The organism is Flavobacterium paronense, from assembly GCF_030409795.1.
Lineage (GTDB): Bacteria > Bacteroidota > Bacteroidia > Flavobacteriales > Flavobacteriaceae > Flavobacterium > Flavobacterium paronense.
Map to the genome: position 1 here is coordinate 1,350,704 of NZ_JAUFQN010000019.1, position 14,384 is coordinate 1,365,087.

Genomic DNA, 14,384 nt, shown 5'->3' on the forward strand with positions numbered 1-14,384 from the left:
GCCTCGGGTCAATTTTGTTGCACAAAATCACTCGAAGTGACGGCATTGCGTAAAGCTAGACCAATTGAAGTGACGACATAGCGTAAAACAGGAGCAATCAAAGTGACGGCTAATCGTAAAGTAAAACCAGTTGTTGTGTCAATTGATACCGCTATTAAAAAGTAAATCCTCTCGACTATGCAAATCTGGCTTTAGAGGTGAAAGAAAAACGATAGCTCTTTCTACCGTCAGTTCGAGTGTTCCGATGCAATCGGAATGTATCGAGAATAGGTGTAGATTTAAACGCTTCTCGATATAATTTTGTTGCACAAAATCACTCGAAGTGACGGCATATCGGATAGTAAGACCTATTGATGTAGGTATTACTATTTTCATTAAAATAAAAACTAAACTTGCCAACCTATTTTTATATTTTTGCGGGACATAAAAATACACCCATGAATTTCGACAGAAAAGAATTGTCTAATATCCAATTATTGGACTTATATAAAAGCTTACTAAAACCAAGACTTATCGAAGAAAAGATGCTTATTCTTTTGCGTCAGGGTAAAGTGTCCAAATGGTTTTCGGGTATTGGGCAGGAAGCTATTTCGGTGGGCATCACGGCTGCTTTAGATAAAGACGAATACATACTGCCTATGCATAGAAATTTAGGTGTTTTTACCGGTCGGGATATTCCGTTGCACCGTTTGTTTTCGCAATGGCAGGGTAAAGCAACCGGTTTTACCAAAGGCAGAGACCGTAGTTTTCACTTTGGTACGCAAGAGTTTCATATCATCGGAATGATATCGCATTTGGGTCCACAACTGGGTGTGGCTGACGGAATTGCCTTAGCGAATAAATTAAAAAAGAACGGCAAAGTAACAGCAGTGTTTACCGGAGAAGGAGCTACCTCTGAAGGCGATTTTCACGAAGCACTCAATATAGCTTCGGTATGGGATTTGCCGGTGTTATTTGTGATTGAGAATAATGGTTACGGGCTTTCGACACCTACCAACGAACAATACCGTTGTGAGAACTTGGCAGATAAAGGAATAGGGTATGGCATGGAAAGCCACATCATTGACGGCAATAATATCTTAGAAGTCTATACTAAAATAGCAGAATTAAAAGCTTCTTTAGCCGAAAACCCAAGACCTGTGTTATTGGAGTTTAAAACCTTCAGAATGCGTGGTCATGAAGAGGCGAGTGGCACCAAGTATGTACCGCAAGAGTTGATGGATATGTGGGCAATCAAAGATCCAATTTCAAATTATAAAGCATGGTTGACCCAAATCAGTGTGCTTTCAGAAGAGGAAGATGCCAAGATAATTAAAGCCATTAAGAAAGAAATAGATGAACATTGGGCGATTACACAAGCAGAACCTGAGGTCGTAGCCAGTTTAGAAGAAGAATTAGGTGATGTATATAGACCGTATGATTTTGAAGAAGTTACTCCTTCTGATAAAGTAGATAACATTCGTGTAGTTGATGCTATTTCGAATGCCTTGCGCCAATCGATGGAACGTCATGACAACCTCGTTATCATGGGTCAGGATATTGCTGAATATGGTGGTGCCTTTAAGATTACAGATGGCTTTGTAGCGCAATTTGGAAAAGAAAGAGTGCGCAACACACCTATTTGTGAAAGTGCTGTCGTTTCAGCCGGAATGGGATTGTCTATCAACGGACATAAAGCGGTGGTTGAAATGCAGTTTGCCGATTTCGTTTCTACCGGATTTAATCCGATTGTGAATTTATTAGCCAAGCAGCATTACCGTTGGAACGAAAAAGCCGATGTGGTAGTGCGAATGCCTTGCGGTGGCGGTACACAAGCCGGACCTTTTCACTCGCAGACTAATGAAGCCTGGTTTACTAAAACACCGGGACTAAAAGTAGTATATCCTGCCTTTCCGTATGATGTAAAGGGCTTATTGAATACAGCAATCAACGACCCCAATCCGGTGATGTTCTTTGAACACAAACAATTATACCGTTCGGTTTATCAAGATGTGCCTTCGGATTATTATACTATTCCGTTTGGAAAAGCGGCTTTGTTAAAAGAAGGTACTCAAGTAACCATAATTTCGTTTGGTGCCGGAGTGCATTGGGCCTTAGAAACCTTAAGCAAACATCCTGAAATCAGTGCCGATTTATTGGATTTAAGAACCTTGCAGCCTTTAGATACAGAAGCTATTTTTACTTCCGTAAAGAAGACCAATAAAGTGATTATACTGCAGGAAGATACACTTTTTGGTGGAGTTTCGAGCGATATCTCTTCTATGATTATGGAACAGTGTTTTGAACATTTAGATGCTCCGGTGAGACGTGTTGGAAGTTTAGAAAGCGCCATTCCGTTTGTAAAAGCCTTGGAAGATCAGTACTTGCCAAAGGAACGTTTTGAATCGACTTTGTTGGAGCTGTTGGCGTATTAGAGTAGAGAAGCAAGAGAAAAGAGAAAAGATAATAGATAATAGAAAAGGTGCTGTATAAAAGACACCTTTTTTATTTTTTAGACTGTATTGATATGCTTTTCCAATCGTTCTTGAATCACCTGTAGTGGTGTGGCAATAGCATTCACATACTGAAAATTACCATCACGTTGGTTGTTGATGGAAAGTTGAATAGGGCAGGCTTCGCTTTGCACCGCATTGACCTTGAAGGTGTTGGTTTTAGCATTATACACTACATAAGGCGCACCTGAAGAACCAAAACGGAAATAGCCTTTTATCAAATAGCGCAATCCTTCGAGGTTGTAGTTGCCTCCAATACGTTCCTGGAAAATGGCAAAGTGTTCAGTAAAACCTTCAATTTGCGCTTTGTTTAATAGTTTTCCGATTTCACTGGTAGGCGAACTTTGCAGGCAATAATAATCCTCCTGATTGTCATCTAAAATACTGTAATCTATCTCAAGGCTAGGCATGGCATCAATAACAGCTTGAGGTGTATTTATAATTTTATATAAGGCAATATCTTCATTATAAAAAGCTTCAACCAATGCTACTTCAACCAAAAAAGTATGTCGGTGAATTGTAGACTCTTCAAAATAGCTTGTGTGGTTAAAATGTGAAGTTAGTTCGGGACTATTATAAAACAAATTATTCTTGAATTGAATAACCAAATGTGTTTTACAAATACTGCGTTCCATAAGAGTCACCCAACGGGTATCAAAGTTAATTTGTTTGAGCAAGTTGATGATAGTTTGAAAATCAGTCGGATTGGTAATAGTAGCATAACGCCTTTGATTGCTCATTTCTAGAGGATAACAACTCTCAAACATATGCGCTTGTTCTGCATTTAAAAAAGGAAAGATATCCGTCAAATAAATTGTATTGTCAATAGATTTGAAAAGAGTGGCTTCTGTTTTCAGATTGTGTGCTACCGAGAGGATAAAACCATTCCCAATATGAAACGCACAAATGTTGTTTTCAAAATGCCTGCGGTGGGGTTCGTCTTTATTCTGAATCGACATTATTCGGAATAGTGGCGAAGTTTGTTCGTGGGTTAATTCTAATTGCTTATGAAGTTTATTGTTTTGTGTCATGGTTGTTTTAAATGAGGTCTGAATTACCAATGCTAACATTCAAATATAGCAAATTATGTTTTGTTTTTTGGGTGTGCTAAAAAAGGATACTGGCTCTTTTACCACTTATTAACAAGAAAATGGTTGATAAATATAATTGCGTGTAGGAAACACACATGATTAATTTGTTAATTTTGAAGTCAATAGGTATGAAATCAATGCAAATCATTTCCCCACATGATTGGATTTTATAATTAAAAATCACTAACCAATCTCAATGTTATGAATGAAAAAACGCTTTTTAAGTCAGCTGTATTATCTTTAATTATAGTATTGGTGGCAGTAGTTAGCTATGAAATCTACTTGCGTGGTCAGGGTATCCCGGCTGATTATGATGATAATTCACCACTTTGGGCCAATACAAGGGCAAAAGCCTGTGATGATGCTGATAAAACTATTGTTTTTATTGGTTCTTCCCGTATTAAGTTTGATTTAGATATTCCTACCTGGAATGCATTAACCAGGGTAATTCCTGTTCAATTGGCTATGGTGGGTAGTTGTCCCCGACCTGCTTTAGAAGATTTGGCCAACGACCCAACTTTCAAAGGAAAATTAGTTATAGATGTTACGGAAAGATTGTTTTTTACTAATGCACCACCCAATCAGGAAACACCTAATAAAAACATTAAATATTTCCATGAAAGAACTCCGGCGCAACGTGCCAGTTTTGAAATTAGTAAAGTATTAGAATCGCAATTGTCCTTTTTAGACCAAGGGAATTTATCGCTTAATGCTCGTTTGGATGCATTAGAATTAGAAAGCCGTCCGGGCGTTTTTATGATGCCCATTTTTCCGATGTATTTTGACAGAACGACTTATGAGCGTCAATCTTATATGACGGCTACCTTTGTTGCTGATACACAACAACAAAACAAAGTAAAAGCAATTTGGGCCTTTTTTGGCAAAGGTGCAAAAATGGCTCCACCACCAAAACAATCAGAATACGATGCTATTTTCAAATCGGTTGTGTTGAATGTCAATAAGATAAAAGCTCGAGGTGGAACAGTAGCGTTTGTCAGAACACCATCGAGTGGTCCTTATTATCAAGAGGAGAGTATGGGTTTTCCAAGAGACAAGTTTTGGGATCGATTGTTAAAAGAAACGAATTGTGCAGGTTTTTATTTCAAAGATTATCCGGCGATAGCCAACTTTGAATGTCCTGAGTTTTCTCATTTAAAAAGACCGGATGCTGTAATCTTTACTAAGCATTTCTTTGAATATTTGAGCCAACAAAAAGGCTTTACCTATTTACAGTCTAACAAACCACAAACTAACTAATCTTAAGCAATTATGGTATTTAATTCCTATACATTCGTCGCTTTTTTTATACTGATACTTTTTCTGCACAACTTACCCATTCCATGGAAGACCAAAAAAGTAAACCTGCTTTTGGCTAGTTATATTTTTTATGCTGCTTGGAATCCTCCGTTTATTTTATTGCTGTGGATGTCTACCATTATTGATTTTTATGTTGGTCGAGCTTTATACACCCAAGAAAACCCTCATAAGAAAAAACTTTTATTAGTTATTAGTTTGATTGGTAATTTGGGCATGCTTTGTTTCTTTAAATATGGCACTTTCTTATTAGATAATTTTGTGGCCTTAAGTCATGTGGTTGGTTTTGATTTTAATCCGGCGAAGCCTAATATTATTCTTCCTGCCGGGATTTCGTTTTACACATTCACTACTTTATGTTATACTATCGATATGTATAAAAAGGAAAGTAAACCTGTTAGTTCATTATTAGATTTTTCACTGTTTGTGACGTTCTTTCCACACTTGGTTGCCGGTCCAATTGTCAGACCACCACAGTTAGTACCACAGTTCGAAAGTCCGAGAGTTGCTTCCCGCAAGCAAATGATGGATGGTTTGCTGTTGCTAACATTAGGTTTGTTTATGAAAGTAGTTTTGGCCGATGGTATGTTATCTTCCACAGCGGATACTGTTTTTGATAGCCATGATGCCTTACCGATGTTAGATGCCTGGATTGGTGTTTTAGCTTTTTCGGGACAAATATTTCTGGACTTTGCGGGGTATTCTACCTGTGCTATTGGTGTGGCACTTTGCCTCGGATTTGTACTGCCTCAGAACTTTAACTACCCATACGCAGCTATCGGATTTACAGACTTTTGGCGTCGATGGCATATTACGTTATCCACTTGGTTAAGAGACTATCTTTACATTCCATTAGGTGGCAGCAGAAATGGAAAAGCCAAGATGTATTTTGCCTTGATGATGACCATGCTTTTAGGTGGTTTATGGCATGGTGCCAATTGGACTTTTGTGGTATGGGGTGGCTTACACGGTTTGTATCTTTGGGTTGAAAAATTCTTTAAAGACAGGCGAGGAGTGAAGCGGGAAAGCACTGCTTCAGCTAACACAATAACTAACTTTTGTTATGCGATGCTAACATTTATTTTGGTCAATATTACCTGGGTATTCTTCCGTTCTAAAACCTTTGTAGGATCATGGGCATTGTTGCAATCTATGTTTGGAATAGCAGATGGTAAACCGTTGCTAACTACCTTAGCGATATTGAAAGTGGCTATCATCATTCCGTTTATAGTACTATTTCATTGGTTTTTACGAAACACCAAAGTGTTGGATGTGGCCTATAAAATCTCGTGGGTTTGGTTAAGTCTTGTTTGGTCCGTGATGTTGTTATTGCTAATCTGGGCTCAGGAAAGTGGTAGTTCGTTTATCTATTTTCAGTTTTAACCAAGCTTAGTTACAATTTCTTAGTGTACACACCAGGCTTTAATTCGACAAACCCTAATTTTTTCAGGTAGTTGAAATAGTTTGTGTTATTTCCTTCGGCAATGATGCTTGTATAGCCTGCATCAATAAACTTTTGTTTGAGTTGGAAATACACATATTTGCCATTTTTGAAGTCTTTGTATTCGGGTAACACATAATCCAAATCGACATGAAGTTCGGTTTGATTATCGCGGTGTGCCAAAAAGAATCCGGCGACAGCCATATTTCTCAATATGAAAAAGCTCACCGTATTCTCATTGGGTTGATAGGAAAATCCGGGGCAATAGGTTTGAATTCTTTTATTGTGAAATTTTAAAAACCGAATCAAGTATTGACTGCCGGCATTGATTTCCAAGATTTCAAACTCTTCATTTTTAGAGTAGATAAGGATTAGATAATAAACATCAACAACTACAATAATTCCATTTAGTATACCGACAGGTATGGCACCTATCAGAAATCCGTAAGTTGAAAAGAGTAAAGCTCCAATCAGGTTAATCCATCTGAACTTGATAATAGAGCTCATCATCATGGAGAGCACTATGATAATGGAGGCTATATAACCAATCCACTGCAAAAAATCTATTCCCATACAAGTTTTATTCGAGACGCAAAAGTACTTCAATTTTTGCTAAAGACTATTTTAATGTAAATAATGAATTTTTAAAAAGTCATTATAAAAAGCAACCCACACGGTTTTTTAATTTTTATGAAAAAGGGAAGAGAAATTAGATTATTTAAAAATGTTCATTTGTTCATCATAAATAGGACTTTGTATGCCTAGAAAATTTAAAACACTATGAAAAACATGGTTCTGAGTCACTGTTTTAATTGTTTTAATTTGTTTAGAACCATCAGAAACCCAAACGATAAAAGGTATTTCATATTGTTCTTTGGGAGCTATACTCATAGGCAGTCCGTGCATATATAGCTTGTTTTCTCCTAACGATTCGCCATGGTCTGAAACAAAAATCATAGAACTATTATAGCCTTTTAATTGTTTTAAATTTTCAATTACCTTGGATAAAACATAATCAGTATAAACAATAGTATTGTCATAAGCATTGATTAGTTCCGTTTGAGAACAATTTCCTAATTCAACACTATTACAAACAGGTTTAAAAACTTCAAATTGGGGTGGATATTTTTTACTATAGGTAGGTCCATGACTCATGCTTGAGTGCAATACTATCAATACTTTATTCTTTTTGCTAGCTAGTATTTGTTCATTTAATCCATTCAAAAGAATTTCATCATAATTGCATAGTTCTCCTTTGCAATTGGACTTTAATTCCTCCTTTTTTTGATAATTCTTTATATGAACCGGAGGTTCTCCCCAATTGGTGGTTCTCCAAATAACTTCTACATTATTTCTGTATAAATAATTGGGTAAAATTTCATATAACTCATTGGTGTTTTTATATTCTAAAATAGATTTTACTCCTGCGGTAGTATAAGTCGCGGAAGAGTTTGCTTCAAAATGAAACACATTAGGGATTTTGGAAAGCAATGGGTTTGTGTTTTTTGGGTAACCATATAAAGAAAAATTTTGGCTTCTGGCTGATTCCCCAATAATCAATACCACAACAGATTTCTGGTTATCTTTTATGGTTGCATTGGGCAATAAAATTTCCTTTTGATTTTTTTGATGTTGATGCGTGTAAAAAAGGGAAATGTTAACAGTGTAAGACCAAGGCATGGCAAGTCCTCCTAATGCTTTTGAATTTTTATCAATCCAAAGCACATTGGTAGCGTTTACAAATACCAATGTTAAAATAAATAAAAGGGTAAGCGAAATGGTGGTTAAAAATTTCTTCCATGTTACAGGTATTATTTTAACTTTAATGATATAAATACTAGGAATAATTCCAAACAGAATGATGTATAGTATTAGTTTTATAGAAAAAAAACTGCTTGCTTCTTCATATTTTGTATTGAATACATTACCTATCATACTTTCATCAATGATGACACTATATGTATTGATGAAGTAAACTGCAATTGAATTGATAATAAAGAATAAGACCAATAAAAATTTTCCAACATAACGGGATAGAAAAAAAATCAGGTAAAAAACAAAAGCATTTAAAACCAACATTAGAACCATTAAACTAACAATAAGAATAATGCCATTTAAACTTTTATAATCAACGTTATTAAAGACAAATTTGAAAAATGGGTAATGAAAGAATAAAAAATTAAGTAAACTCATTACCAGAACGAAATGAGTTATTTTCAAACTATTTTTTAACATAAACAGTAATAATTTTAAATAGTGAAATCACTAAACTAGTTAAAGAAAGATAAAATACAATTAAATTTTCATTATTTATTTTATTGAGTAATACAATGCAACAAATAAGAAACAATGCTATAAAAACAGGATAGTATTTTTTATTATTAATCCAATCCCATATTTTATATTTTCGGCTGATAAAAATACCAATAAGCCCACAGATATATCCTATAATACTGCCTGTAATAACATCAAGTGGGTGATGTGCTCCAACACCGACTCTCGTAAACACAAGAATTAATCCTGTGATGATGATTAAAAAACTCCATAAAAATTTATAGCGCAACTTTTTGGGCATAAAGGCAAACAACAAAACGGTAAGTATGGTAAAAACGGTAATAGAATGTCCTGAAGGTAAACTGCTGAATCCAGGTAATGTTTTTCCGATGATTACAAAACTAGTGTCATCATAGGCTTGAGCAGGTCTTGGCACATGAAACAGGTCTTTTAGTGCGCGTGAAAATATAGCAGAAACAAGTGAAGCTGATAGTAAAGACTCCCACATTTTTGGAGCATATACTATAAAAATGGTTAAGAATGATAAAAAAATTAAGGCATCTCCAACCTGAGTAAGGTTATATATTGTATTTGGAAATTGCGATAATCTTGAATTGATAAAATAGAAGCAATTCTTTTGGATTAGTAAATATTTATCAACAGATAAAGCGTTTTGACTGTAAAGAAATGCAACTATTGAAGTTAAAAAAAATAGGGGTAAAAAAAATAAGGTTAGTTTTAGTTTTGAATAATTAGCAATAACATTTATGTTCATTATGTTTTTTTCTTCCAGATTTTCTTCGCTAATTCTATTTAACATATACTGATTTTTTTATTCTAATTGAATTCTTTAACGATTCGACAAGTTAAACATTACATAACAAGTTCCTGTTTTTATCTTGTAATAACTATGTAAAGGTTTTTATAATCGCGGAGCGAAGTTATAAAAAAGGAACGAACAATTTAGCGAAAACCTACTCTTAAGATTTAACATGTGTTGAAGATCTTTTTTTAAAGAAGTTCATTTTAGAATGTTTTTACAAAAATAGAAAACATTATTCTTGAAATGTGACATGCTAAAAAAAATAATAGTATTCATTTAACAACACTTTATGAATAACTCCATAGGGTAAAGTCAATTCGAGGTGTTAAATAAGAAACTATAATCATTTAACACTAAAAGTAATCAGTATGACACGTAAAGATTTTTTTACCAGAGTAGGTTTTGGAGCCGCTACCTTATTAATTCCAGCTTGTATTGGAGGCTTAGCATCAAGTTGTGAATCTGAAGATTCCCCATCAGCAGCACCTACAAATGTTGATTTTACTTTAGATACTGCTACAGGCTCTCTTGCGGCAAACGGAGGTTTTTTAGTACATTCAGGTATAGTGGTTGCCCGAACCAATTCGGGTGCGTTTTTAGCTGTTTCTGCCTCTTGTACACATGAGGGAACGAATGTAAATTATAATGCTTCAGGCAATGAATTTATATGTCCAAATCACGGAGCTCAATTTAGTAGTACGGGAGTTGTCACTCAGGGACCGGCTTCAACTAATTTACACCAATATAATACTTCATTAGACGGAACGCTTTTGAGAGTTTTTTCATAATTCAAAGATTTTAGAAAATAATTAATTTTTGATTAAAATAGAATCATAATTTGCCTAGTACTTTTAATTTAATTTATCTTTATCAAAAAGAAATTAAAATTGTATGAAGCATTTGTTAATAGTAGAAGATGAAGAAGGAATTGTTCAATTTTTAAAACAAGGATTAGAAGAAGAAAACTACCAAGTTTCTGCTGCAACTAATGGTTTAGATGGTTTGGCACTTTTTCAAAATGAAAAGTTTGATTTAGTTCTTTTAGATTGGATGCTTCCTAAAATGACAGGATTAGAAGTTTGTCAAAAAATTAGAGAAACCGATTCAAAAACTCCAATTATATTTTTAACTGCTAAAGACACTGTTCAAGAAACCGTAGAAGGTTTAAAGACTGGTGCTAACGATTATATTAAAAAACCTTTTAGCTTCGACGAATTAGTAGAGCGTATTAAAGTACAACTTCGAGACAAGACCGAACAAGAGTTCCTTACCCTTGGTCCAATTGAAATTAACATTCAAAAACATGCTGTGACTGTTAATAAACGTGATGTTTCATTCACTCATAAAGAATTTGAACTGCTATGTTATTTGGTAAGAAACAAAGGAAATGTTTGTTCCAGAACCCAAATTATTCAGGATGTTTGGAACATAAATTTTGAATATGAGACTGGTGTTATTGATGTTTTTATGAATTCTATAAGAAAAAAATTGAACCTCAAAGTTGAAGAAGATCATATTAAAACCATTCGAGGTGTAGGCTACATTGCTAACGACTAATTAAAATGCAACAACTTTCCTTTAAAAACAGAATAGCTTCCAACTATATAATTACCACTGCATTGTTAATTTTTGTGGTTTTTTGTGTTATCTATGGCATTGTAAGATTTAGTGTTTATATCAAAGTAAATAATGATATTAAGTCAGAAGTAGCAAAGCATCTAAAAGAAATTGAAGTCAAAGAAAACTGTGTGCTTCTGATTAGAGAAAAACAATGGAAAAAAATACAGTTTAACAAAGTAGATATTAGTCCGGCATTCATTCAATTTGTAGATGAATTAGGCGCCATTGTTGATAAATCTCCTAATTTAAAACAGAAAAAGCTAAATTATTATCCTGAAGCAATTAACAATGTTTTGTTTGACGCTAAGTTAGAAAAAACTTCAGTTAGACAAATACAAGTTCCTTTATATCAGAACACTAAAATTATAGGTTATATGATTATCGCCATGTCATTGGAAGACTCTGTTATGGTTTTGAATAATCTGTTTTTTATTTTAATTGTTGCTTATCCATTAATTTTGATTGTCCTTTTTCTAATCGCTAGATTTATTGCGGGTAGAAGCATAAAACCTATAAGTTCAATTATCCAGACTTCTAATATTATTACCAAAGACAATTTGAAATCCAGAATTCCGTTGCCAATAAATAAAGATGAATTGCATTTACTTTCAAATACAATAAATAATTTATTAGACCGGGTTGAAAACGCTATCGAACGCGAAAAACAATTTACTTCTGATGCATCTCACGAGTTAAGAACACCACTGGCTGTTATCAAAGGAACATTAGAAGTTTTGATCAGAAAACCTAGAAATCAGGAAGAATATAAAGAGAAAATAGATTTCTGCATTAATGAAGTTAACCGATTAAATTTCCTGGTAGATGAATTGCTTTTATTAGCTCGATTTGAAAATCAAAAGCAATCTTTAAAAATTGAAAAAGTACTATTGAACGCCATTTTTTTAGATATAATATCTAGAAATTCAACAATCATATCCGAAAAGAAACTTAAATGTGAAGCCTTGTTTTCAAAAGATTTTTATGTAGACACAGATTCCTATTTGTTTTCTATAATCATAAATAATATTTTAACCAATGCTATTAAATACTCAAAGAATAATGGTAAAATACATATTGATATTCGGGAAATAAATAATAAAATACTTTGTACTTTTTCTGATAGTGGAATCGGAATTGCCACTGAAGATTTAGAAAAAATATTTGACCAATTCTATCGCTCTAAATCCAATCAACATCCTGAAATAAAAGGAACAGGTTTAGGTTTGTCTATCGTAAAAAGATTGTGTATTTTGCTTCAAATTGATTTAAATATTGAAAGTAAAGAAAATGTTGGAACCAAAGTAGTTTTAAGTTTTTCTAAATAATATTTTTATGATACTTATCATAAAAAAAAGTTAGAATAAGAATTAGCTTTGAACTAGTATTAATTTATTCAAGAAAACTATGAACGACGCTCATTTACATTTATTGTTTAACCACATACCAATTATTGGGACAATCTTTGGGTTTGGAATTTTAATTGCTGGAATAGTTTTCAAAAACAATGCAGTAAAAAATGTTTCCTATATCTTATTTGTAGTAGCTGCATTTTTTGCCGCTATAAGTATGACAACCGGAGAAGGCGCAGAAGAATTAGTTGAAGACATGCCTAGTATCGGTAAAAGTATCATTCATGAGCATGAAGAATTAGCTGAAAAGTTAGCTATTGTTCTCTATATTTTGGGAACAGTTTCTTTGTTTGGATTGTATGCGAATGTTAAAAATCACAGCAAAGCCAAGTTGGTTTCTTTTCTGGTTTTAGTCATTGCGGTTATTGGAGTGATTTTGGCAAAAAGTGTCGGAACTTCTGGCGGTGAAATTCGCCACACCGAAATTAGAGCAAATGCTACACCAACACAAAGTACCGAAACAGAGGATAAAGAGTAGACATCATTTTCATATTTATCTAAAGCCTAACTACTAATTGCAGTTAGTTTTTTCATGCTTTATTCTCAAAATAATTGTCTTAAAAATTCTATTTCTCTAAATCATTTCCATTCTACTAAAATATCCATATATTTTAAGAAAAGACTTTGCTATAAAAAAGCAAAAAGGTATTTTTACGATTCTATAAATTTAGTTTAGCATAATGCGATGCGCAAAGAACAAGATTTGATATTAAAAGGAATACTGCCTGTGGCAGTCAGGTATACAAGCTTTAGCTTGTCATAATATAATTGGAATGAGTAAAGAACAAAGCAACCTGGAAGAAGATTTAGAAATTAAAAATATCATTGAACCCCAACTCAATATTATTCTCACCACCGACGAAGATGATGAACGTCCGGTTTATATTTCAGGTAATTTCAATAATTGGGTAACCCAGGACAAGAAATTTGAAATGGAAAAAGTAGGACAGGGTTTGTATCACTTCAAGTTTGAAAACGATTTTGTCTATCCCGAAGAATTGTTATATAAGTTTACCCGTGGTGATTGGAGCGAAGTAGAAATTGATAAATATGGAAACCGAACCGAAAACCGTTCGTGTAAAAAACACAATGGCGTTCACAAAGAGCATGTTGCCAAATGGCGTCACAATTGGTTACCCTTCAAATCAAAGTTTTTGCCAAAAGTGCATCTGATTTCAGAAGAGTTTGAAATTCCACAGCTGAATAAAACCCGCAGAGTTTGGGCATTGCTGCCACATGATTATGAAACTTCAGCGGAACGTTATCCGGTTCTTTATTTGCAGGATGCACAGAATTTATTCAATGAAAAAGCCAAATATGGCAACTGGGAAATTGATAAAAAATTGGCGGTAATGGCTGAATATAATATTGGTAAAATCATTGTTGTTGCTGTTGAGCATGCTGAGAAAGAACGCATAAAAGAATACAATGTTGGGAATACAGTGCTTGGAAATGGGCAAGGAAAAAAATACATTCGCTTTTTAACAGAAACGCTAAAACCATTTGTTGATTCCAATTTCAGAACCAAAACCGATAGAGAAAGTACAGGAATAGGAGGAAGCTCCATGGGTGGATTGGTTAGTATTTTTTCTGGAATTATGTATCCGGAAATGTTTGGGAAATTGATGATTTTTTCGCCTTCACTTTGGGTTGTCCCAAAAATCAACTTGTCTTTTTTAGATATGGATGAACCTCAAAATACAAGGATTTATCTATATGCCGGAGGTGATGAAAGTGCTACAATGATTGACCATGTCAAGAATTTTAAGAAACGATTATTAAAAAAAGAAGGCTACACCGATTTGATGAAAGTGCATGTAAGTATTAATATGCAAGGCAAACACAACGAAGTATATTGGAGTGATGAATTTCCGAAAGCTATCGAATGGTTGTATTTTAGTAACAAAGAAGAATAATAGA

Annotated in this window: 13 protein-coding genes; 8 read left to right on the plus strand and 5 right to left on the minus strand. The window is 34.0% G+C overall.

What is annotated here, in order from left to right:
* Positions 1 to 138: 138 nt before the first annotated feature.
* Positions 139 to 375 (minus strand): hypothetical protein, encoded by a 237-nt coding sequence (locus tag QWY90_RS07265; protein ID WP_290285210.1) that lies wholly within the window; start codon positions 373 to 375, stop codon positions 139 to 141.
* Positions 376 to 437: 62 nt separating this feature from the next.
* Between QWY90_RS07265 and QWY90_RS07270 the strand changes: the two genes are divergently transcribed.
* The gene (locus QWY90_RS07270) at positions 438 to 2,414 is read left to right on the plus strand and encodes an alpha-ketoacid dehydrogenase subunit alpha/beta (protein ID WP_290285211.1); all 1,977 of its coding nucleotides are present in this window, start codon (positions 438 to 440) and stop codon (positions 2,412 to 2,414) included.
* 77 nt (positions 2,415 to 2,491) lie between these two features.
* Here QWY90_RS07270 and QWY90_RS07275 read toward each other — a convergent pair whose 3' ends face one another.
* Positions 2,492 to 3,523 carry a hypothetical protein gene (locus tag QWY90_RS07275; RefSeq protein ID WP_290285212.1) on the minus strand — a complete coding sequence of 344 codons (1,032 nt, stop codon included), beginning with the start codon at positions 3,521 to 3,523 and terminating at the stop codon, positions 2,492 to 2,494.
* A 261-nt stretch (positions 3,524 to 3,784) separates the two neighbouring features.
* Between QWY90_RS07275 and QWY90_RS07280 the strand changes: the two genes are divergently transcribed.
* Both QWY90_RS07280 and QWY90_RS07285 read left to right on the plus strand, forming a co-directional pair.
* Positions 3,785 to 4,840, plus strand: a complete 1,056-nt coding sequence (locus tag QWY90_RS07280) for a hypothetical protein (protein ID WP_290285213.1) — start codon at positions 3,785 to 3,787, stop codon at positions 4,838 to 4,840.
* A gap of 12 nt (positions 4,841 to 4,852) precedes the next feature.
* Positions 4,853 to 6,280: an MBOAT family O-acyltransferase gene (locus QWY90_RS07285; RefSeq protein WP_290285214.1), complete on the plus strand. Its 1,428-nt coding sequence runs from the start codon at positions 4,853 to 4,855 to the stop codon at positions 6,278 to 6,280.
* A gap of 10 nt (positions 6,281 to 6,290) precedes the next feature.
* Here the strand turns inward: QWY90_RS07285 and QWY90_RS07290 are convergent, their stop codons facing one another.
* From QWY90_RS07290 to QWY90_RS07300, 3 genes are all read right to left on the minus strand, one after another.
* Positions 6,291 to 6,911, minus strand: a complete 621-nt coding sequence (locus QWY90_RS07290; protein ID WP_290285215.1) for a hypothetical protein — start codon at positions 6,909 to 6,911, stop codon at positions 6,291 to 6,293.
* A 141-nt stretch (positions 6,912 to 7,052) separates the two neighbouring features.
* Positions 7,053 to 8,573 (minus strand): phosphoethanolamine--lipid A transferase EptA, encoded by a 1,521-nt coding sequence (eptA, locus tag QWY90_RS07295; RefSeq protein WP_290285216.1) that lies wholly within the window; start codon positions 8,571 to 8,573, stop codon positions 7,053 to 7,055.
* The gene (locus QWY90_RS07300) at positions 8,560 to 9,432 is read right to left on the minus strand and encodes a phosphatase PAP2 family protein (protein WP_290285217.1); all 873 of its coding nucleotides are present in this window, start codon (positions 9,430 to 9,432) and stop codon (positions 8,560 to 8,562) included. Before QWY90_RS07300 ends, eptA begins: the two co-directional genes overlap by 14 nt.
* A 371-nt stretch (positions 9,433 to 9,803) precedes the next feature.
* On the opposite strand from QWY90_RS07300, the gene QWY90_RS07305 reads away from it, so the two are divergent.
* The 5 genes from QWY90_RS07305 to QWY90_RS07325 all read left to right on the plus strand — a co-directional run bounded on the left by QWY90_RS07305 (position 9,804) and on the right by QWY90_RS07325 (position 14,380).
* Positions 9,804 to 10,223, plus strand: coding sequence for a QcrA and Rieske domain-containing protein (locus tag QWY90_RS07305; protein WP_290285218.1), 420 nt, complete (start codon positions 9,804 to 9,806; stop codon positions 10,221 to 10,223).
* A 103-nt stretch (positions 10,224 to 10,326) separates the two neighbouring features.
* On the plus strand, positions 10,327 to 10,992 hold the full coding sequence (locus tag QWY90_RS07310; RefSeq protein WP_290285219.1) for a response regulator transcription factor: 666 nt from the start codon (positions 10,327 to 10,329) through the stop codon (positions 10,990 to 10,992).
* Positions 10,993 to 10,997: 5 nt separating this feature from the next.
* Positions 10,998 to 12,380: a sensor histidine kinase gene (locus QWY90_RS07315; RefSeq protein ID WP_290285220.1), complete on the plus strand. Its 1,383-nt coding sequence runs from the start codon at positions 10,998 to 11,000 to the stop codon at positions 12,378 to 12,380.
* A gap of 79 nt (positions 12,381 to 12,459) precedes the next feature.
* Positions 12,460 to 12,942, plus strand: coding sequence for a DUF2231 domain-containing protein (locus QWY90_RS07320; RefSeq protein ID WP_290285221.1), 483 nt, complete (start codon positions 12,460 to 12,462; stop codon positions 12,940 to 12,942).
* 295 nt (positions 12,943 to 13,237) lie between these two features.
* The gene (locus QWY90_RS07325) at positions 13,238 to 14,380 is read left to right on the plus strand and encodes an alpha/beta hydrolase (RefSeq protein WP_290285222.1); all 1,143 of its coding nucleotides are present in this window, start codon (positions 13,238 to 13,240) and stop codon (positions 14,378 to 14,380) included.
* The last annotated feature ends 4 nt before the right edge of the window (positions 14,381 to 14,384 follow it).